The sequence below is a fragment of the Zobellia nedashkovskayae genome (assembly GCF_015330125.1).
GTDB lineage: Bacteria > Bacteroidota > Bacteroidia > Flavobacteriales > Flavobacteriaceae > Zobellia > Zobellia nedashkovskayae.
In genome coordinates this window covers 2,896,424-2,915,179 of the sequence record NZ_JADDXR010000002.1, presented here as the reverse complement: position 1 = coordinate 2,915,179, position 18,756 = coordinate 2,896,424, and the positions used below count along the sequence as shown (strand labels likewise).

The window sequence follows — 18,756 nt, the reverse complement described above, 5'->3', positions numbered from 1 at the left end:
AAAAATGAAAATAGCAATATTCAACGTCCATAATTGGGAAAGGGACTATTTGCAAAATGCCAATAATGACAAGCACACCTTAAAAATGTTTGATACCTATCTAACTTTAGATACGGTAGATTTAGCAAAAGGATGTGATGCCATATGCATTTTTACAGAAGACAATGCATCTGCACCCATCTTAGATAGGTTGCATGATCTTGGGGTTAAGTATGTAGCATTACGCTCGGCCGGTTTTAATAATATAAATGTGCCGCATGCAAAAAAGTTGGGTATCCGCATGGCGCGGGTACCCGAATATTCCCCCTATGCTATTGCTGAGTTTACGGTAGGTGTTATGCTTGCCCTAAACCGAAAATTGGTTAGAACGCACTACCGGATTATGGAAATGAATTTTTCATTAAATGGGCTAGTTGGTTTTGATATGAATGGCAAAACAGTGGGCATTATAGGCACAGGCAAAATTGGTCGTGTAGTGGCAAAAATTTTACATGGGTTTGGCTGTAAACTATTGCTTTATGACATTTTTGAAGATAAATCTTTGGTAGAAAAATATGATGCTACTTACACAGATTTAGATTCTTTGTGCAAGCAATCTGATATCATTACGCTCCATGCTCCTCTAAATGCAGAAACACATCACCTTATTGATGAGGCTAGAATTGCGGATATGAAAAAAGGCGTGATGCTAATTAATGCTGGCCGTGGCGGATTGGTAAAAACCCAAGATGTTATAAACGGACTTAAATCCGGCCAAATAGGCTATTTCGGGATGGATGTTTATGAGGAGGAAAAAGGTCTCTATTTTGAAGATCACTCTGAAGATATCCTCCAAGATGATTCCATGGCGCGTTTAATGACTCTTAGAAATGTGTTGATCAGCAGTCACCAAGCATTTTTGACAGATACAGCCCTTAACAATATTTCACGAATAACCTTTGACAATTTGGAATGTTTGGAAAAAGGAGATTCTTGTGTTAACGAGATAAAATAAGCCTAGCATGGGAAAATTAATATTGGTCAGGCACGGTAAAAGTCTATGGAACGTAAAAAATGTTTTTACGGGATGGACGGATATTGACTTGGCACCGGAAGGAATGGAAGAGGCAAAAAAAGCCGGGGAACTTATCAAATCAAATCTTATTGATATTGATATCTGTTTCTCCTCTTATTTAAAAAGAGCCATCCGTACCGCATGGATTCTATTGGAAACAGCAGAAATGATGCATGTAGACACCAAGTATAGCTGGAAGCTGAATGAAAGGAATTATGGAGATTGGCAAGGAAAGAACAAAGATGAAGTTCTAGAAGAAGTTGGAGAAGAATTCTTTTTGAGCGTACGTAGAGGTTATGCCACTCCCCCTCCTAGTCTTTCTATAAACGATAAACGAAATCCAAAATTTGATTCTAACTATAAAGCTTTGGATACCTCAGTTTTACCAATGGCCGAATCGCTTAAGGATACGTCAAAAAGAGTGGTCAATTACTTTTTTGAAGCTATTGCCCCAGAATTGGCAAAGGGTAAAACCGTATTAATATCCGCTCACGGAAATTCATTGCGCGCTCTTATAGAGTATCTAGAGCATATATCTTCCGAAGATATTGCAAAGGTAGAAGTAGCTACAGGTGATCCACACTTGTATGAGTTTGATGGTAAGCTAAATGTTATAGAACATTACCAATTAAAATAGGACATACAAACTAGTATTAAAATTTATTCAAATGGCCCGCATAATAACGCTTACCGTAAACCCCGCAATTGATAAAAGCACTACTGTGGCAGGAATTGGCCCTAATACAAAATTACGTTGTACCCAACCCACTTTTGACGCCGGTGGTGGTGGGATAAATGTATCACGAGCTATAAAAAAGTTAGGTGGCACATCACTTTGCAGCTACTTTGCCGGTGGTCCTTCGGGAGCATATTTGAAACAACTTTTAGATGAAAAAAACATTGAACAATCCATAACTCCCATTGAGGGGTTTACGCGGGAAAACCTGGCGGTAACGGATACAAGTACCAATCAACAATACAGATTTGGAATGCCCGGCCCACCAATAAAGGAAGCAGAATGGCAAAATGCCTTAAAGCAATTGGAATTGCAGTTAAATAAGGGAGATTATTTAGTTGCAAGTGGAAAACTACCTCCCGACGTACCAGACGATTTTTATGTAAAAGTAAGCCGTATAGCAGAAAATAAAGAAGCACTTTTTATTCTTGACACTTCTGGTGATGCACTTATGAAAGCTGCAAAATCCCATGTTTACATGCTCAAACCCAACTTGGCAGAATTAGGTGTGTTATGCGGGGTTTCCTCCATAACAGACTTAGACCTGAAATCATTGGCGAAAGAATTTTTAAAAACTAATGATTGCCAAATTCTTGTGGTATCCCTAGGACCAAAAGGGGCATTACTAGCTACCAAAAATGAAATGGTACAAATACCAGCTCCTGTGGTTCACCAAAAAAGTACTATTGGTGCAGGTGACAGTATGGTGGCCGGAATGGTCATGAGCCTTATATGGGGCAAATCTTTAGTTGACATGGTTCAATATGGCGTGGCGTGCGGAACTGCCGCCACAATGCACCATGGCACACAACTATGTGTAAAAAAAGATGCGGACAAGCTGTATGAATGGATAAAACAGCAAACACCCGTTTTAGAAACAAATTAAAACACTACTGATGGAAATTGAAAAATATTTAAAAGAAGAAACCTTCTATCTACTAGATCACGAATGTATTACTATTCCTAAAGATAAAATCCACCTTCCAGGCCCCGATTTTAATGATAGGATTATGGCATCATCAGATAGATCAAACCGGGTTTTAGGAAGTTTACAACAACTGTTTGATCATGGAAGACTAGGTGGTACAGGCCATCTTTCCCTATTGCCGGTTGATCAGGGCGTAGAACATTCTGCAGGTGCAAGTTTTGCTCCAAACCCTGAGTATTTTGATCCTGAGAATATTGTGAAACTTGCCATTGAAGGGGGTTGTAATGCAGTAGCTTCCACATTAGGTGTACTAGGCGCAGTATCTAGAAAATACGCTCATAAAATTCCTTTTTTGGTAAAATTAAACCATAATGAGTTACTTACGTATCCCAACACTTTTGATCAAATTTATTTTGCACAGGTAGAACAGGCTTGGGATATGGGTGCCGTAGCCGTAGGAGCTACCATTTATTTTGGTTCACCAGAATCCGATAGACAAATACAAGAAACCAGCAAAGCGTTTAAGCGGGCACATGAATTGGGTATGGCCACTGTTCTTTGGTGTTATCTGCGTAATGACGCATTTAAAACAGATAAAGACTATTCCGTTAGTGCGGATTTGACAGGACAGGCCAACCACCTTGGTGTAACGATTGAGGCCGATATCATCAAACAAAAACAGCCAAGTAATAATGGTGGTTTTAATGCTTTGAAAAATTTCGGAAAAACTAGTGACCTTGTCTATAGTAAACTAACAACAAACCACCCTATTGACCTGACCAGATACCAAGTTGCGAACTGCTACATGGGGAGAGCTGGACTAATAAATTCCGGTGGTGCTTCAGGTGATGATGATTTTGCAGCCGCTGCACGTACTGCGGTAATTAACAAAAGAGCTGGTGGTATGGGATTGATTTCTGGTCGTAAAGCTTTCCAAAGACCTATGAAAGAAGGCATTAAACTTTTAAATCTTATACAGGATATCTACTTAGACCCCGCAATTACAATAGCTTAAAAACGAACTATTATGAAAATGACGGAAAAACCTTCCTTGCCCTTAACTCATAAATCTTTGATTCCTTTGGCAGTAGGCTCTAAAACGAGCTTAGGCAATATAAGCGGAAATGTGCTAGCGGGTGATATAGGAGGAACTAAAACGAATCTCGCACTTTACGAATTTAAAGATAGACACCTTTTTCTGGTCAAACAAAAATCATATAGAACAAAAAACCATTCCTCTTTATTAGAAATTATAGAAGATTTTGAAATAGAAGAAATGGCTAAGATAGATAGTATATGTTTTGGTGTAGCCGGTCCCATAACCAAAGGAAAAGTACACGGTACCAATTTCCCTTGGAGTATTGATACCAAAAAGCTCATCAAAGCACTTCATCTTAAATCCATTTTTTTAATAAATGACATGCAGGCCAATGCCTATGGGCTGGCCGCACTAGAGGAAAAGGATTTAGATCATTTAAAATATGGTTCAAAAATTGAAGGTAATGCCGTTATTATTTCTCCAGGAACCGGTTTAGGAGAAGCTGGTCTATTTTGGGACGGCTCTGCATACCATCCTTTTGCCACGGAAGGAGGCCATTGTGATTTTAGCCCAAGAAACGACTTTGACCTGGAAGTATGGAAATATTTTCAGCAGAAATATGGTCATGTCAGTTGGGAACGTTTACTATCAGGACAAGGTATACGTGATACCTATCAACTGATACGTAATGTTAGTGGCGAAAAAGAAACAGATGCTTTTAAAGCAAAAATGGCCAAAGAAGATCCTGCTGCTGTAATTACTTCAACTGCTTTGGGAGGTTCTGATGTAGTCTGCAGGGAAACCTTTTATCTTTTTGTTCGGTTTTTAGCAATAGAAACTTCTCAACTTGCCTTAAAATTCAAGGCTACCGGAGGAATTTATATTGGCGGAGGAATTATGCCCAAGATTATAAAAGGAATGAATAGAGAAGTATTTACAGATAACTTCATGCAGTCTGGACGTATGAACTCTCTTTTACAAATGGTTCCCGTAGATGTTATTCTAAACGACAATACAGCTTTGCTAGGAGCTGCATATTATGCGGCAATGAATCTTGAGTAACGTTCAATTTGAGGTAAAAAAGACAACAGGTCTTGAATCATAATGACTCAAGACCTGTTGTCTTTTTAGATGTTCTAAGATCTCTCTTTACCTAGTTCGTTCGTACTTACATTTTATCAACTTCTACATCTATTTCAATAACTTTAAACAATTCCCTTCTATTTCTTCTGGTGTTCCTAATAAATTTAGTCACTTCTTCTTCGAGTTCGTTATGCTCAACCCTGAACGTTTTATAATTTTGTTTTTCAGGATTATCAATGATTGCCGCTATATGTGATAAATGCTTGCCAACTCGCTCTAACAACTCATCACAATCTCTTGAATCCTTTAGGATACTTTCACCAGCTCTTCTTATGTTATCTAAATCTGCTTGTGCCTTTATCCATAAGAAATATTTATCCTCTAAATGTCTCAAAAATTTAAGATCATCCTTATAAAACAAAAGGTCTGACTTCCAGTGTTCCGTTAAAATATACAGTTCTTGCCAGTCACCATTTTCAATAAAATCACCTTTAGGCCTGATTCTAAAATTTTCCATGTCTTATATTATTAAAAAAAATAGCAGTATCTATTTTTACTTTTTTCTGGTACCTATTATTCTAAAACAAGAATGGGCACTTTAGAGTTTAGAATCAACATTTGCGTTAATTCTCCTTCAGTAGGCTCACTGCGCATAGTTTGATTTCTAGGAAGAATGGCCACAACATCAATATCATTCTTTATTGCGTAGGTATTTATCCCGTCTATAACATCATCGTTTTTAATGAAAACTCGCTCTTTATAAAATGTTTCTAGATAATATTCTATAGCATTTTCATTCTTCTCCTCTTCTTTGCTATACCCATAAATACCAGGCTGGTTTTCTATAGTCAACACATGTACCTTAGCATTACATTTCCGGGCTATCATTAAAAGTGTTCCCAATTTCTTAGTGTCATCAATCTCTTCCCTACCTATAACCAATGCAATATTTGTTAGTTTGTAATCTTGACAATCATGGGGAATAACCAAAACCGGACATTTTCCCTTTAAAACAAGGTGCGCGGTATTTGTATGTTCCTTAATTTCTTTTTTGTCTTTACCGGAAGTTCCCATAATGATAAGATCTATCTTATCTTTTTTCCGGATTTTAATTAAGGTTTCAATAAGCTTTCCATCTTGAATTTCCCACTCCAACTTATTCTTAAGAATACCTTCATATTCTTTCTCCAGCCTTTCAAAATTTTCTGGCAACAATTCAAGATTACAGTTTCCAGAAACATAAGCTAATACAATTTTAATATCGTCCAGTCTACCAACGAAACCTGCAGCATACTCTAATGCTTTTTTTGATGCCTGTGTAAAATCAAAAGGAATGAGTATTGTTTTAATTTTGTCCATGTTGTGTTACTTTAGGTATAGCTTTCGTAAGCCATACACTCAAATTTAATATTAGATTTTAAGAAACCACATGACTTTGGTCATGCGTGAATAGGTAGCGCATATGACCAAAACATACTAGTTAATTCATCTACTTCTTCAATCTTGAAGTTTAGGTTTAACAATTTTCCAAGTATTAGATTTTTCTTTTACCCCTAACAAATCTTTTGAAATCATCCTAGCTTGCAATTCAGGTAATTTAAATAGCTTTTTAGACATTACAATGTTCTGCCTTTCCTGTATGGGCCATAACATTTCACCTGCCTCGTTCACTACTACTTCGGTAAATTCGTAATCGTAAATTTTTAATTGGAATGGATTTTTTCCGCGTAATTCTTTGCTTTCATAAATACCCACTGCATGACCATCACTAAACTGGCTTACATTTAAAAATACGGGATCTACTGCCACATTACCTTTTTTGTCTATAAATCCGTAACGAGCAATACCATCTTCCTTAACTGTTTTTATGGTACAAAGTCCATCTTTAAACTTAGGCGAACCAATACCTTCTATACCAAAATTCTCCGTATTAGGAGTTTTGTTCCAAACCACATCTCCCCTAAACCCAATTACCAACTGACCATTTTCATCAATAAATCCCCATTGGTCTCCTTTTTTTACAGCTGCTAAACCTTCACTAAAAGGCTCTATCTGATCAAGTTCTCCTATAATAGGTTTATTGATGTCTTCTACTGATTGTGAAATACCCATAATAGGTATTGACAGTAATAACGAAATAATAAATAAGCGTTTCATCTCTAAATGTTTTTGTGTTCACTCAAAGGTATATGGGTCTTTTTCAATTTTAAATGACCTGCGTCAGGTGCCTATTCTTTTTGTACGATCATAACAAATCTTTCAAAATATCTCACCGTTACTTCAGTCTCAATTTATAATTATGAAAACTATCGCACCCCCTTGCTTCCTCCAAAACCCATAATTTCCTATAGACTACTGATTTAAATCATGTTAAAACTTATGGATTTAAAATAGCTTTGAACTAGTATAAAACACACTAGAAAATAGTATTTCTAAAACAGTATAAATTCTAAAATACTACGTCATGATAAAAGATTATGGAAAACACTATAACGACCTCACAAGATTAATAAAAGAACTAGGTAGCAGCATACCCGAAACTATAGGTGGCTTCAACAGCCTGCATAAGGCCAGTACTGCAGAAGGTGTACTATCTACCCAAACCAAGGAACTTATTGCCCTTGGAATTGCTATAACAGTTCGTTGCGACGGTTGTATTGCCTTTCACGTGCACGATGCCATAGAAGCAGGCGCTAGTTCCGAAGAAATTATAGAAACCATAGGCGTGGCTGTGATGATGGGTGGAGGTCCCGCTCTCATGTACGGTTGTGAAGCTTTGGAAGCATTAAACCAATTTGTGGTACTCCAATAATATGAAACGGCAACCAAATAAAAAAGACACCGGTACACCGGAGGACAAAAACCCAAAATCACCTTTTGGCGGATTCAATTCTAATTGGATTCTCATCTTGATTTTTGGGTCTTTTGCCTTGTTCACCTTTATCTCTAGCCCCGTTTCCGCTACAAAAGAAATAAGTTGGACGTTTCTTCAAGACTCGCTTTTGGCGAAAGATGAAATTTCAAAAATAATAGTGGTCAATAAGGAGTTTGCGGAATTTTATATTAAAAAAGACACCGCTGCAAATAAGGCTTCAAAAGATACAACCAAGAGTTTGTTTGGTAGTATTGAAGCTCCAAAATACAAAATGACCATTGGCTCTGTTGAGAATTTTGAAAATAAGTTAGAACAAGCGCAAAGTTCTTTTTCGTCTACAAATAAAATTGATGTTCAGTATCAAAACCGCACAAGTTGGGGTTCTACCCTATCGTGGATTTTGCCACTGGTTGTACTTATGGCATTCTGGTTTTTTATGCTGAAGCGAATGGGAACTGGCGGCGGCATGGGAAGTTCTATGATGAACATAGGAAAGTCTACCGCTAAATTAGCGACAAAGGATACCAAAAGCTCTGTAACTTTTAAGGATGTAGCAGGTTTAAAAGAGGCCAAAATTGAAGTCATGGAGGTCGTAGATTTTTTAAAGAATCCTGAGATGTATACGGAGTTGGGAGCAAAAATTCCAAAAGGAGTTTTACTCGTAGGACCTCCTGGAACAGGAAAAACCCTGATAGCAAAAGCAGTAGCCGGAGAAGCCCGAGTTCCATTCTTTTCTATGTCCGGTTCTGAATTTGTTGAAATGTTCGTTGGCGTTGGTGCATCTAGGGTACGTGATCTATTTAAACGTGCTAAGGAGAAAACACCAAGTATTATTTTTATTGACGAAATTGATGCAGTAGGACGTTCCCGTGGCAAAAGCGGTGGTTTTCAGTCTAATGATGAGCGTGAAAATACATTGAACCAATTGCTTACCGAACTTGATGGTTTTGGTCCTAATACAGGCGTAATTGTTTTGGCCGCAACCAACCGCCCAGATGTGCTAGATAAAGCATTATTGAGGCCGGGTAGGTTTGACCGGCATATATATCTAGAACTACCTACCAAGGATGAGCGCGAAGAAATATTCAAAGTTCACCTTAGACCACTTAAACTTGCGGGAGATGTAAAACCACATGATTTGGCTAAATTAAGTCCTGGATTTTCAGGAGCGGACATTGCCAATATCTGTAACGAAGCTGCACTTATTGCCGCTCGTAAAAAAGAGAAAAAAGTACATTCTCATGATTTCATGGATGCTAGGGACCGTGTTGTTGGAGGAATGGAACGAAAAAGTAAAATCATAGCCCCTAAGGAAAAAGAAACCGTAGCACACCATGAGGCAGGTCATGCCGTTGTAAGTTGGTACCTGAAGAATGTAGATGCTCTGGTTAAAGTCTCTATTATTCCAAGAGGAAAATCTTTGGGTGCCGCATGGTATTTACCAGAAGAAAGACAAATTGTAACCAAAGCCCAATTTATAGATCAGATGTGCGCTTCTTTGGGCGGACGGGCTGCTGAAGACATTGTTTTTAACGAGATTTCTTCAGGAGCTTTAGATGATCTTGAAAAAGCAACAAAACAAGCCTATGCCATGGTATCTTACTACGGACTGGACGAAAAAATAGGGCCAATCAGTTTTTATGATTCATCTGGGCAAAATGATCGTCTGGTGGGAAAACCTTATAGTGAATCTATGGCCAAGCTTATAGATCAGGAAGCTCAATCTCTAATTCTTAACGCCTATAAAAAGACTAAAGCTGTATTGGTTGAGCACAGAGAAGAGCTAGAGAAACTAGCCCAACATTTGCTTGAGCATGAAGTAGCGGAGAAAGAAGATTTAGAAGCCATTCTAGGAAAAAGAATAGAATTTATTCCTAATAATGTAGATGTAAATGACGATAACCAATTGTCTGTCATCTAAAATAAAGAAGCATTGTTTAATCAATCCATTTGAAAAAATGTATTGAAACGTTAGGTCATTTTTCAGAGGGTACATTATAAGTATAATGTACCCTCTTATTTTTTAAAATAATTTTCTAAACTAGATGTTCATATTTCCACATACTACATTTAAAGTTAACAATACTGGCAAAGTATGACTTGGGTCATATCTATTATGCTAGGAAATTTACACCTTTGAATATAGATTTTATTGTAAGTGAAATTCTTTATTAATAATTTTAAATACATGTTATGAAAACAGCAACAATTTACAATTCTGATTTACACTTTGAACATAAACAATGGGAATCTGAACTCGCTTTCTGGAAAGACGAATTAAAAACCTTCAATGACAGATTAGGTGAACTCCAAACTCGTTGGACAGATAAGGATGTACTTGCACAGCTAGAACATTATCAAAATGAATTTATTCTTCATGGCAATGTTATAGAAGATTTACAAGAAACGATTGAAAAGCATGAATTGAATATTTCCGAGCACAGTAATGATAAAGCTGACTCTATGGATGTTCCTATGTTTAATACACATACAGAGATTCGTGAAAAAATGGAAATCCAAAGACAAATTTACGCTGATCTTAAAAAGAATTTTTTCCGGTTTCTGTCAAAATACATGTAACAAACCCATTAAATATGGCTGCATTTAAAATTCCGAAACAAAAAGAAATAAAAAGGTACGCCACTCTATTCAACGTCCTCGCCAAATATGGGTTTGAGGACGTTTTGGTAAATAGCGGTATCACAAAGGCGATTCCAAAAAGTTATTTGAACGGACATCCCGATACCGAAAAAAACCTTTCTTTTTCAACATACGAACGTATTCGTATGGTGCTCGAAGAACTGGGACCAAGCTATGTAAAGCTAGGCCAGATTTTCAGCAATCGGGAAGACATGCTTCCACCTGAGCTCATAAAGGAATTAGAAAAATTACAAGACCACGCTCCTAATTTAAAAAACTTTGATGTACAAAAAACTATTGAAGACGAGCTGGAAATCACCTTGTCCGATTATTTCTTGTCCGTCAATCCAGAACCTTTAGCGGCAGCATCTTTGGCCCAAGTACACCGTGCAAAATTATTGAGCGGAGAAGATGTGGTTCTTAAAATTCAGCGCCCTAATATAGAAGAAGTCATTGAGAGCGATTTGTTGATCATGAAACAAGTTGCCAGAGCATTGGAGAAATATAGTACCCAAGCACAAGCTTTACAACCCGTGCGCATTATAGCATCTTTTGAACAAAGTATTCGGGAAGAACTTCAGTTTTTACGAGAAATGGATAATACCGAAAAATTCGCTCGGAATTTTGAGGGTAATGAAATGATTCATGTTCCGGTAATCTATCGTCCGCTGTCTACAAATCGTATTATATGCATGGAGTTCATTGACGGGATAAAAGTATCTGAAATTAATACACTTAAAGCTGCAAACATAGATCCGATAGCAGTAGCCAAAGTTGGAGTTGACCTATATATAGAACAAATTCTTGAGCATGGTTTCTTTCATGCGGATCCACATCCGGGAAACATATTTGTACTTCCAACTACGGGCCAAATTTGCTTCTTAGATTTTGGTATGATGGGTACCGTAATGCCTAGCGATAAAGAAGCCCTTGGCGACCTGCTACTCTATTTCTTAAGAAAAGACGTCAAGAAAATTATTATTTTACTTGAGAAGATTGCAGTTAAAACAGATATACCCGATTACAAAAAACTAGAACAAGATTTATACGAACTGGTTTCTGGAGTAAGCGACATCTCGCTACAAAATGTAAAAATAGGAACTATTCTCACCCAGTTCAAAACCGTGTTGTACGAGAATAGAATCATCCTACCACACTATCTATATATGCTGATAAGAGGACTTATTATTATAGAGGGCGTAGGCAGAAAATTAGATCCATCTTTTAACATTACGGATAATTTAGAACCTTATACCTCTAAAATTATCCGAAGAAGATTTAGCTTAAAACGGCTATTTAAAAAGAACCTAAGTCGTTTTCAAGATATTAATGACCTCATAGACACCCTACCCGATGATATCAACGCCATCCTTAAAAAAATAAAAGATGGTAAACTGGTGGTGATTCACGAACACAAAGGGTTAACAGAGTTTCAAACGGCAATAAGTAAATCTGTCAACCGATTGGTCTTTGCTGTAATCATAGCCGCCCTTTCCATTGGGTCTTCAATCTTGGTTATGGCAAAAATGCCTCCCCTTATAAACGGTATTCCATTATTGGGAGCTATTGGTTTTGTGTTATCGGCTGTATTGGGTTTTTACATTGTAATATCCATATTTAGGAACGATCAATTTTAAGTATTAGAACCACTAATCTAAAAACTGGATGATAAAGTTTGAAGGTATGAATGAATTTATGGACAGCTATCTTCTAGGTGTGCTCATAAGTATGGGAATTGGTTTGATCATTGGCTTGGAAAGAGAATATGATAAGTTAAAAGACCAAGGGTTTGCGGGTATCCGTACTTTTCCCATTGTTGCCATATTAGGTTTCGCTTTAGAAAACCTGACCGATAAATTTACCGTTTGGATATTGATCGTTAGTTTAGGTGCTTTTATATTGTTTTTGGCAGTTAATCGTATGTATCGGAAACAGGAAGAATATGGTAAAGGGCTAACCACCAATTTAGCCTTGATCGCTACGTTTGTTTTGGGTATTATGGTATCTGCAGAGTATTATAGAGATGCCGTTGCCACAGCAGTTATAATAGTAACTTTACTTTCATTAAAAACCAAATTCCGAACGGTTATCAGTAACATTACTTCAGAAGAACTTTTTGCTTTTATTAAATTCTCTATTATATCACTTTTGATTCTGCCTTTTCTTCCCAACAAAGTCTACGGCCCCAGTGATTTATTGAACCCGTTTGAAATTGGATCTATAGTTGTAATCGTATCTTTTTTGAATTTCATAGGCTACTTCCTGGTCAAATATGTAGGTTCAAAAAGGGGCATATTATTAACAGCTATTCTAGGTGGTCTTATATCTAGCACAGCGGTAACTTGGAGCTATGCCTCCCGAAGTGAAGAATCTCCCGAGCTCTCAAAAAAATATGCAGCAGGTATCATTATTGCTTCCGCAATTATGTTTCCCAGACTTGCACTTTTGACGTATATTTTTAATGGAGACCTTCTCATGTATTTGGCACTCCCCTTTTCCCTTTTGACCATAATCTGTATAGTAGTCTCGTTAGTCCTCATCCAAAGAGATACAAAAAAACCAGATACCAATATTAAGTTAGGAAACCCGCTTAACATATTAAATGCTATTGGTTTTGGAGCTATTTATGTCGTAATCCTGTTTGCCGTTTTCTATAGTAATAAGTTTTTTGGCGAAAGTGGTCTGTATTATTCCGCCTTAATTTCAGGGTTAGCAGATACGGATGCTATTACCATAAGCATGGCAAAATTTTCATTGGATTCAGAAAAACTAGAATTAGCTTCACTGGTTATCATTGCTGCCATTTCAAGTAATATGCTCGTTAAGTTAGGCATCAGTATATTTAAGGGCTCGAAAACTACAGGAAAGCTCGTAGGCTATACATTTGGCTCCATCATTCTCGTAGGTGTTATCTATATCCTTTCCAACAACGTTTAATCGTAGGTCCAAAAGACATCCACCTATATAGAATTTCTATTCCGTCTTCACCTAGATGACTAGCTATTATTTTCTTCAAATTGTTACCTAAAATTCAATTGAAATTACATGTTTTTTTCGTGTACCTGACCTAGGTCAGGTTATCATATCTCGCCTTCCTATAACTTTGAATACGGTTTTTTTAAGTAGGCTTTTAAGTGAGTGGAATTGTAAACTTGAAACCCCTATTAAAACTAAGAAATCATACAAAATAAAGTAGCTCTTAGATAGACTAGAAGACTTTAATGAGGCGATAATGATGCTGAAGAAACTTACTGGCCCACTATGAATTACAATAAATAATAATCTAAAATAATTTATTATGGATATTCAAAATAGTGATAGAAAAGCGTACTTCATTGGTGGTGGAATAGGATCACTGGCCGGAGCGGCATTTCTAATTCGTGATGGTGGAGTATCAGGCAGCAATATTACAATCTATGAAAGTTTACCAGTCTTAGGCGGTAGTTTAGATGCTGGAGGAAATCCTGAGCAAGGATATACGCTGCGTGGTTCTCGTATGTTAACCTTAAACATTTATGAATGTACTTGGGCGTTATTTAATACAATTCCGTCACTTACAGACCCCAATACCTCTGTATATGAAGAAACCGTTGCGTTTAACGAACGTGTGAAATCTAATGCAAAAGCACGTCTTATAGATAAGAATCGGGCAATTGTTGATTCTTCTAAACTTGGTCTTACCATGGCCAACCGTACGGAGCTTCTTAAATTAAGTGAGTCTAGTGAAGATAAACTAGGGAATACTTCAATTTACGATTGGTTTACACCTTCTTTTTTTGAAAGCAATTTCTGGTATATGTGGCGAACAAGTTTTGCGTTCTCCCCTTGGCATAGTGCTGTAGAATTTAAACGCTACTTGCACAGGTTTATGCAAGAGTTCCCAAATGTTGAAACCATGACAGGTGTTAGACGTACGGTATACAACCAGTATGATTCTATGATTTTACCTTTAGAAGTTTGGCTTAAATCTCATGGTGTCAATTTTATGAGAGGCAGTACCGTTACTGATTTGGATACAGAATTTGGTCTTGACCCAAAAACAGGAAGCAAAAAAGTAATTGTAAAAAACCTTGTTTACGAAAATGCAGGAAATAACAAAACAATTAAAATTAACGATGACGATTTGGTATTCTATCAAAACGGCTCAATGACAGACGCTTCTAGTTATGGTTCCATGACAAGTGCTCCTAAATTCTATACAAAAGCAGATAGCCAAGGGTGGACCTTATGGGAAAAATTAGCTAAAAAATACCCGGGATTTGGCAAACCTGAAGTATTCAATTCCAATATAGCACAATCGTTTTGGGAATCTTTTACAGTAACCTTAAAAGACACCGCTTTCTTTGACCAGATGGAAAAATTCTCTGGAAACAAAGCAGGAACAGGTAGCCAGGTGACACTAAAAGACTCTAATTGGTTCATGAGTTTTTCATTAAACCAACAACCACATTATAAAGACCAACCATCAGATGTACAGGTATTCTTTACCTATGGTCTGCACCCAGACCGAGTTGGTAATTTTGTTGGCAAACCAATGACGGAATGTACAGGAGAAGAAATTCTTAGAGAACTCGCTGGTCATTTAAAATTCGATTATGATATTGTTTTTGGCAATGCCATTTGTATACCATGTAGAATGCCCTATATCACCAGTATGTTCATGCCACGTTTAAAAACGGACAGACCTTTACCAGTACCCAAAAATTCAAAAAATCTAGCATTTATAAGCCAGTTTGTAGAAATACCGGATGATGTTGTTTTTACTGTTGAATACTCCGTTAGGGCTGCTCAGATGGCAGTATATGAATTACTTGACATCGACCTGGAAATTCCGCCAATAAACAAATTCGATAAAACATTAAAAGTGGAATTGGAAACCGTTGCGAAGGCATTTCATTAAATAAAAATAGATTGTCTTTAGCAGTTTAAAATGTAGTAGAACTAGAGATAAAAAAAAATAATTATGAACACATTATTGGATTCGACTCAAAAAGCTATTAAGAACTGGTGGATATCTATTTTAGTGGGTATTCTATACCTATTTATTGGGGTGTGGGTAATCCGTACCCCATTAGAAAGTTATTTATCCTTAAGTATGCTTTTTAGCTTTTTCATTTTAGCATCCGGTATATTCCATATCGTCTTTGCTATTTCAAATAGAAATGTAATGGAAGGTTTGAACTGGTACTTGCTAGCAGGTCTTTTAGACCTGATTGTTGGCACATTACTTTTGGTTCATCCACTTATGACCATGATGCTTTTACCCATATTCGTGGGTTTTTGGCTACTGTTTCAAAGTATTCTGAGTCTCGGCCTTTCTTTTCAACTAAAGGTATTTGGGGTTACCCGATGGGGCCTGCTTATATTTTGGGGCATAGTAACACTCCTTCTTTCCCTTTTAATTTTGACCTACCCTTTTTACGCGGGACTGAGCTTAGTGTATATGACTGCCTTCGGGTTTATTACGGCTGGGGTATTTAGAATTTTCTTGGGCTTTGACCTTAAAAAAATGGGCAAAAATCTATAAGACAACTTTAAGAAAACACTATAGTCAATTAATTAGGGGGCTCCAATATAAAGGACAGGTTTATCATAATACAATGCGTTCACTGCTATTAAATTTAAAAGCAGTATCACTTAAAAATAAAATTAGAAAACATGGGAAAAATAACAGAAAAATTCGACAAAGTATTAAATGCTTCACCATTCCCTGGACAAGTAGATCATGCTCCAGATGCTAGTAAAGAAGTAGTACGCAATTCTAAAGATCAACCCATGCCTTTTGCTGATCTTACAGGAAATTACCAACGTAATAAAGGTATACCTCCTAAATCTTTCAAAAACAGTAAGGTTTATATTGTTGGGACTGGTATTGCCGGTCTGTCTGCTGCATATTATTTTATAAGAGATGGACACATACCCGGAAAAAATATAATTTTTCTTGACAAAATTGCCATTGAAGGTGGTTCTTTAGATGGATCAGGAAATGCTAAAGATGGCTACCTAATAAGAGGCGGTAGAGAACTGGAAATGAACTATGAGAATCTATGGGATATTTTTCAAGATATTCCTGCTTTAGAAATGCCAGCACCTTATAGTGTTTTAGACGAATTTCGTTTATTAAATGATAACGACCCCAATTATTCAAAAGCTAGATTAATTCATAATAACGGGGAAGTACTAGATTTTAGTAAATTTAATTTAAACAAACTAGATCAATTAGCTGTTGTAAAACTTTTACTAAAAAAGAAAGAAGAGCTAGATGATGTTACCGTCGAAAGTTATTTCAGCGATTCATTTTTTAAAAGTAATTTTTGGACACTATTTCGTACCATGTTCGCTTTTGAAAACTGGCACAGTCTACTAGAGTGTAAATTATATATGCACCGATTTTTACACCGTATTGACGGTTTTAATGATCTATCATGCTTGGTATTTCCAAAATACAATCAGCATGACACCTTTGTAAAACCATTAACAGAACATTTAAAATCTAAAGGAGTTAAAATTCAGTTCAACACTTTCGTTAAGGATTTAGATGTACAAATAAATACGGAAGGTAAAGTTGTTAAAGGCATTATTACACAACAAGAAGATAAAGAAATAACAATCCCTGTAACTGAAAACGATTTTGTGATCGTTACCACAGGTTCAATGACAGAAGACACTCGTTATGGCGATAATACAAATGCACCAATAGAGGGAATTGATAGTATTAAAAGTGGTGAAAGTGACGGATGGCAGTTATGGAAAAACTTAGCTACAAAATCTATTGAATTTGGTAAACCTGAAAAGTTCTACAGTTCTGTTGAAAAATCTTCTTGGGAATCTGCAACATTAACATGTCGCCCATCAGCTTTCACCGAAAAAATAAAAGAATACTGTGTAAACGACCCCTATTCTGGAAAATCGGCAACCGGAGGGATTGTTACTATAACAGACTCTAACTGGTTAATGAGTTTTACCATTAATCGCCAACCGCACTTTCCTGAACAACCAGATGATATTCTGGTGATATGGGTGTATGCTTTATTTATGGATAAAAACGGGAACTATAGTAAAAAACCAATGCCACAATGTACAGGTAATGAGGTTTTAGCTGAGTTATGTTTTCATATTGGTTTAGAAGATAAAGTTGATACTATCATTAAAAATACCATTGTTAAAACTAGTTTCATGCCATACATTACCTCAATGTTTATGCCTAGGGCTGCAGGAGACAGACCAGAAGTTGTACCAAATGGTTCTAAGAATTTAGGTCTTGTAGGGCAGTTTGTAGAAACGCCTAATGATGTTGTGTTTACCGTAGACACTTCAATTAGAACTGCTAGAATAGCTGTTTATAAATTGCTGAACCTTAATAAGCAAGTGCCCGATATTGCTGCTGGTCAGTATGATATTCGTCAACTATTAAAGGCTGCTAAGGCATTAAACGATTACAAACCTTTTCCTGGAGAAAGTGTTCTAAAACGTGTACTTAAAAACACTTACTTTGAACATATTTTACCTGAAGGAGTAGAAGACGAAGAGCAACATGATTCTTTTCTTTATGAACAGTTAGATAAAATTAAAGGGTGGGCAAAAGAGCTAACCCATTAACTTTTTAAAGGGTTTTGGTCATATTAAAAAACAGAAAAATCATTGACCATTATTACGCTTCTTTTTACACTATTTATATTTAAAAAATACAGATTTAGCAACTTTAGTTATTTGCTAATCTGTATTTTTTTATTCTTAAACGTCTAAAAATAGGGGTGTCACAGAGTTTTTCGGCTTCTATATTTTTCCTGTGCATCTTACCTTGGTTATAAAATTTTCTTAAAAATCCTCTACATGATTTGAATCAGTTTAATAGCTTTTGAATCATAATATCTTTGAAGAAATATTAATCAATATCTACAAAAATGAAAACACCTAACATTGGAATTTCAGCAGAAAATAGACAAGCTATTGCAGATCAATTATCAAAAATATTAGCAGATGAATTTGTACTCTATTCAAAAACTCTAAACTTCCATTGGAACGTAGAAGGACCCGATTTTCATTCGGTACACCTTTATCTAGAAACGTTGTATGAAGAGCAACAAGAGGTGGTTGATACCGTAGCTGAAAAAATACGTGCATTGGGTCATTATGTACCAGCAACATTAAAAGACTATTCTCAATTGACACATCTTACGGAAAAGGCGAAAGGCGGCAATGACAGTCAAAGCGTATTCGCAGAATTATTAGAAGACCACGAAAGCATTATCATTTTTCTACGAGAAGAAATAAAACCAATTTCAGACAAATGGCAGGCTGAAGGTATTAGTGATTATGTTACTGGCTTAATGGAAGAACATGAGAAAACTGCTTGGATGCTACGTTCACATTTAGCATAATTTAAATTAAACAGATCCAT

At 36.5% G+C, this 18,756-nt stretch carries 17 protein-coding genes; 14 read left to right on the top strand and 3 right to left on the bottom strand.

What is annotated here, in order from left to right; translation table 11 throughout:
- Nucleotides 1-4 precede the first annotated feature (4 nt).
- From IWB64_RS12200 to glk, 5 genes are read left to right on the top strand one after another with little or no spacing between them, the layout of a single operon-like run.
- Entirely contained in the window at nucleotides 5-994 is a 990-nt protein-coding gene (locus IWB64_RS12200; RefSeq protein WP_194534260.1) for a 2-hydroxyacid dehydrogenase, read from the top strand.
- A 7-nt stretch (nucleotides 995-1,001) separates the two neighbouring features.
- Complete coding sequence (locus IWB64_RS12195; protein ID WP_194534259.1) at nucleotides 1,002-1,691, top strand: 2,3-bisphosphoglycerate-dependent phosphoglycerate mutase; 690 nt, start codon at nucleotides 1,002-1,004, stop codon at nucleotides 1,689-1,691.
- A gap of 31 nt (nucleotides 1,692-1,722) precedes the next feature.
- Nucleotides 1,723-2,676, top strand: a complete 954-nt coding sequence (locus tag IWB64_RS12190) for a 1-phosphofructokinase family hexose kinase (RefSeq protein ID WP_194534258.1) — start codon at nucleotides 1,723-1,725, stop codon at nucleotides 2,674-2,676.
- A gap of 10 nt (nucleotides 2,677-2,686) precedes the next feature.
- On the top strand, nucleotides 2,687-3,733 hold the full coding sequence (locus IWB64_RS12185; protein ID WP_194534257.1) for a class I fructose-bisphosphate aldolase: 1,047 nt from the start codon (nucleotides 2,687-2,689) through the stop codon (nucleotides 3,731-3,733).
- Between the two features lie 12 nt (nucleotides 3,734-3,745).
- On the top strand, nucleotides 3,746-4,819 hold the full coding sequence (gene glk / locus IWB64_RS12180; RefSeq protein WP_226975864.1) for a glucokinase: 1,074 nt from the start codon (nucleotides 3,746-3,748) through the stop codon (nucleotides 4,817-4,819).
- Nucleotides 4,820-4,925: 106 nt separating this feature from the next.
- Here glk and IWB64_RS12175 read toward each other — a convergent pair whose 3' ends face one another.
- The 3 genes from IWB64_RS12175 to IWB64_RS12165 all read right to left on the bottom strand — a co-directional run bounded on the left by IWB64_RS12175 (nucleotide 4,926) and on the right by IWB64_RS12165 (nucleotide 6,997).
- Nucleotides 4,926-5,357, bottom strand: coding sequence for a hypothetical protein (locus tag IWB64_RS12175; RefSeq protein ID WP_194534256.1), 432 nt, complete (start codon nucleotides 5,355-5,357; stop codon nucleotides 4,926-4,928).
- A 56-nt stretch (nucleotides 5,358-5,413) separates the two neighbouring features.
- Nucleotides 5,414-6,199, bottom strand: coding sequence for a universal stress protein (locus IWB64_RS12170; protein ID WP_194534255.1), 786 nt, complete (start codon nucleotides 6,197-6,199; stop codon nucleotides 5,414-5,416).
- Between the two features lie 138 nt (nucleotides 6,200-6,337).
- Nucleotides 6,338-6,997 (bottom strand): WG repeat-containing protein, encoded by a 660-nt coding sequence (locus IWB64_RS12165; protein ID WP_194534254.1) that lies wholly within the window; start codon nucleotides 6,995-6,997, stop codon nucleotides 6,338-6,340.
- Between the two features lie 307 nt (nucleotides 6,998-7,304).
- Here IWB64_RS12165 and IWB64_RS12160 point away from each other — a divergent pair, with 307 nt between their 5' ends.
- The 9 genes from IWB64_RS12160 to IWB64_RS12120 all read left to right on the top strand — a co-directional run bounded on the left by IWB64_RS12160 (nucleotide 7,305) and on the right by IWB64_RS12120 (nucleotide 18,736).
- Nucleotides 7,305-7,652, top strand: a complete 348-nt coding sequence (locus IWB64_RS12160; RefSeq protein ID WP_194534253.1) for a carboxymuconolactone decarboxylase family protein — start codon at nucleotides 7,305-7,307, stop codon at nucleotides 7,650-7,652.
- Nucleotide 7,653: 1 nt separating this feature from the next.
- The gene (gene ftsH, locus IWB64_RS12155) at nucleotides 7,654-9,636 is read left to right on the top strand and encodes an ATP-dependent zinc metalloprotease FtsH (protein WP_194534252.1); all 1,983 of its coding nucleotides are present in this window, start codon (nucleotides 7,654-7,656) and stop codon (nucleotides 9,634-9,636) included.
- A 272-nt stretch (nucleotides 9,637-9,908) separates the two neighbouring features.
- On the top strand, nucleotides 9,909-10,295 hold the full coding sequence (locus tag IWB64_RS12150; protein WP_194534251.1) for a hypothetical protein: 387 nt from the start codon (nucleotides 9,909-9,911) through the stop codon (nucleotides 10,293-10,295).
- A gap of 14 nt (nucleotides 10,296-10,309) precedes the next feature.
- On the top strand, nucleotides 10,310-11,992 hold the full coding sequence (locus IWB64_RS12145; RefSeq protein WP_194534250.1) for an ABC1 kinase family protein: 1,683 nt from the start codon (nucleotides 10,310-10,312) through the stop codon (nucleotides 11,990-11,992).
- A 28-nt stretch (nucleotides 11,993-12,020) separates the two neighbouring features.
- The gene (locus IWB64_RS12140; RefSeq protein ID WP_194534249.1) at nucleotides 12,021-13,292 is read left to right on the top strand and encodes an MgtC/SapB family protein; all 1,272 of its coding nucleotides are present in this window, start codon (nucleotides 12,021-12,023) and stop codon (nucleotides 13,290-13,292) included.
- 361 nt (nucleotides 13,293-13,653) lie between these two features.
- On the top strand, nucleotides 13,654-15,255 hold the full coding sequence (locus IWB64_RS12135; RefSeq protein WP_194534248.1) for an oleate hydratase: 1,602 nt from the start codon (nucleotides 13,654-13,656) through the stop codon (nucleotides 15,253-15,255).
- Between the two features lie 63 nt (nucleotides 15,256-15,318).
- Nucleotides 15,319-15,882 carry an HdeD family acid-resistance protein gene (locus IWB64_RS12130; protein ID WP_226975863.1) on the top strand — a complete coding sequence of 188 codons (564 nt, stop codon included), beginning with the start codon at nucleotides 15,319-15,321 and terminating at the stop codon, nucleotides 15,880-15,882.
- A gap of 131 nt (nucleotides 15,883-16,013) precedes the next feature.
- Nucleotides 16,014-17,954: an oleate hydratase gene (locus IWB64_RS12125; RefSeq protein ID WP_194534247.1), complete on the top strand. Its 1,941-nt coding sequence runs from the start codon at nucleotides 16,014-16,016 to the stop codon at nucleotides 17,952-17,954.
- A 305-nt stretch (nucleotides 17,955-18,259) separates the two neighbouring features.
- On the top strand, nucleotides 18,260-18,736 hold the full coding sequence (locus IWB64_RS12120) for a Dps family protein (protein WP_194534246.1): 477 nt from the start codon (nucleotides 18,260-18,262) through the stop codon (nucleotides 18,734-18,736).
- The last annotated feature ends 20 nt before the right edge of the window (nucleotides 18,737-18,756 follow it).

Bases quoted from the DNA above. Each gene is read 5' to 3' on its own strand.
- IWB64_RS12165 (WP_194534254.1), bottom strand. From the start codon at position 6,997: ATGAAACGCTTATTTATTATTTCGTTATTACTGTCAATACCTATTATG.
- IWB64_RS12135 (WP_194534248.1), top strand. From the start codon at position 13,654: ATGGATATTCAAAATAGTGATAGAAAAGCGTACTTCATTGGTGGTGGA.
- glk (WP_226975864.1), top strand. From the start codon at position 3,746: ATGAAAATGACGGAAAAACCTTCCTTGCCCTTAACTCATAAATCTTTG.
- IWB64_RS12160 (WP_194534253.1), top strand. From the start codon at position 7,305: ATGATAAAAGATTATGGAAAACACTATAACGACCTCACAAGATTAATA.
- IWB64_RS12185 (WP_194534257.1), top strand. From the start codon at position 2,687: ATGGAAATTGAAAAATATTTAAAAGAAGAAACCTTCTATCTACTAGAT.
- IWB64_RS12200 (WP_194534260.1), top strand. From the start codon at position 5: ATGAAAATAGCAATATTCAACGTCCATAATTGGGAAAGGGACTATTTG.
- IWB64_RS12195 (WP_194534259.1), top strand. From the start codon at position 1,002: ATGGGAAAATTAATATTGGTCAGGCACGGTAAAAGTCTATGGAACGTA.
- IWB64_RS12145 (WP_194534250.1), top strand. From the start codon at position 10,310: ATGGCTGCATTTAAAATTCCGAAACAAAAAGAAATAAAAAGGTACGCC.
- IWB64_RS12125 (WP_194534247.1), top strand. From the start codon at position 16,014: ATGGGAAAAATAACAGAAAAATTCGACAAAGTATTAAATGCTTCACCA.
- IWB64_RS12175 (WP_194534256.1), bottom strand. From the start codon at position 5,357: ATGGAAAATTTTAGAATCAGGCCTAAAGGTGATTTTATTGAAAATGGT.
- IWB64_RS12140 (WP_194534249.1), top strand. From the start codon at position 12,021: ATGATAAAGTTTGAAGGTATGAATGAATTTATGGACAGCTATCTTCTA.
- IWB64_RS12170 (WP_194534255.1), bottom strand. From the start codon at position 6,199: ATGGACAAAATTAAAACAATACTCATTCCTTTTGATTTTACACAGGCA.
- IWB64_RS12130 (WP_226975863.1), top strand. From the start codon at position 15,319: ATGAACACATTATTGGATTCGACTCAAAAAGCTATTAAGAACTGGTGG.
- IWB64_RS12120 (WP_194534246.1), top strand. From the start codon at position 18,260: ATGAAAACACCTAACATTGGAATTTCAGCAGAAAATAGACAAGCTATT.
- IWB64_RS12150 (WP_194534251.1), top strand. From the start codon at position 9,909: ATGAAAACAGCAACAATTTACAATTCTGATTTACACTTTGAACATAAA.
- IWB64_RS12190 (WP_194534258.1), top strand. From the start codon at position 1,723: ATGGCCCGCATAATAACGCTTACCGTAAACCCCGCAATTGATAAAAGC.
- ftsH (WP_194534252.1), top strand. From the start codon at position 7,654: ATGAAACGGCAACCAAATAAAAAAGACACCGGTACACCGGAGGACAAA.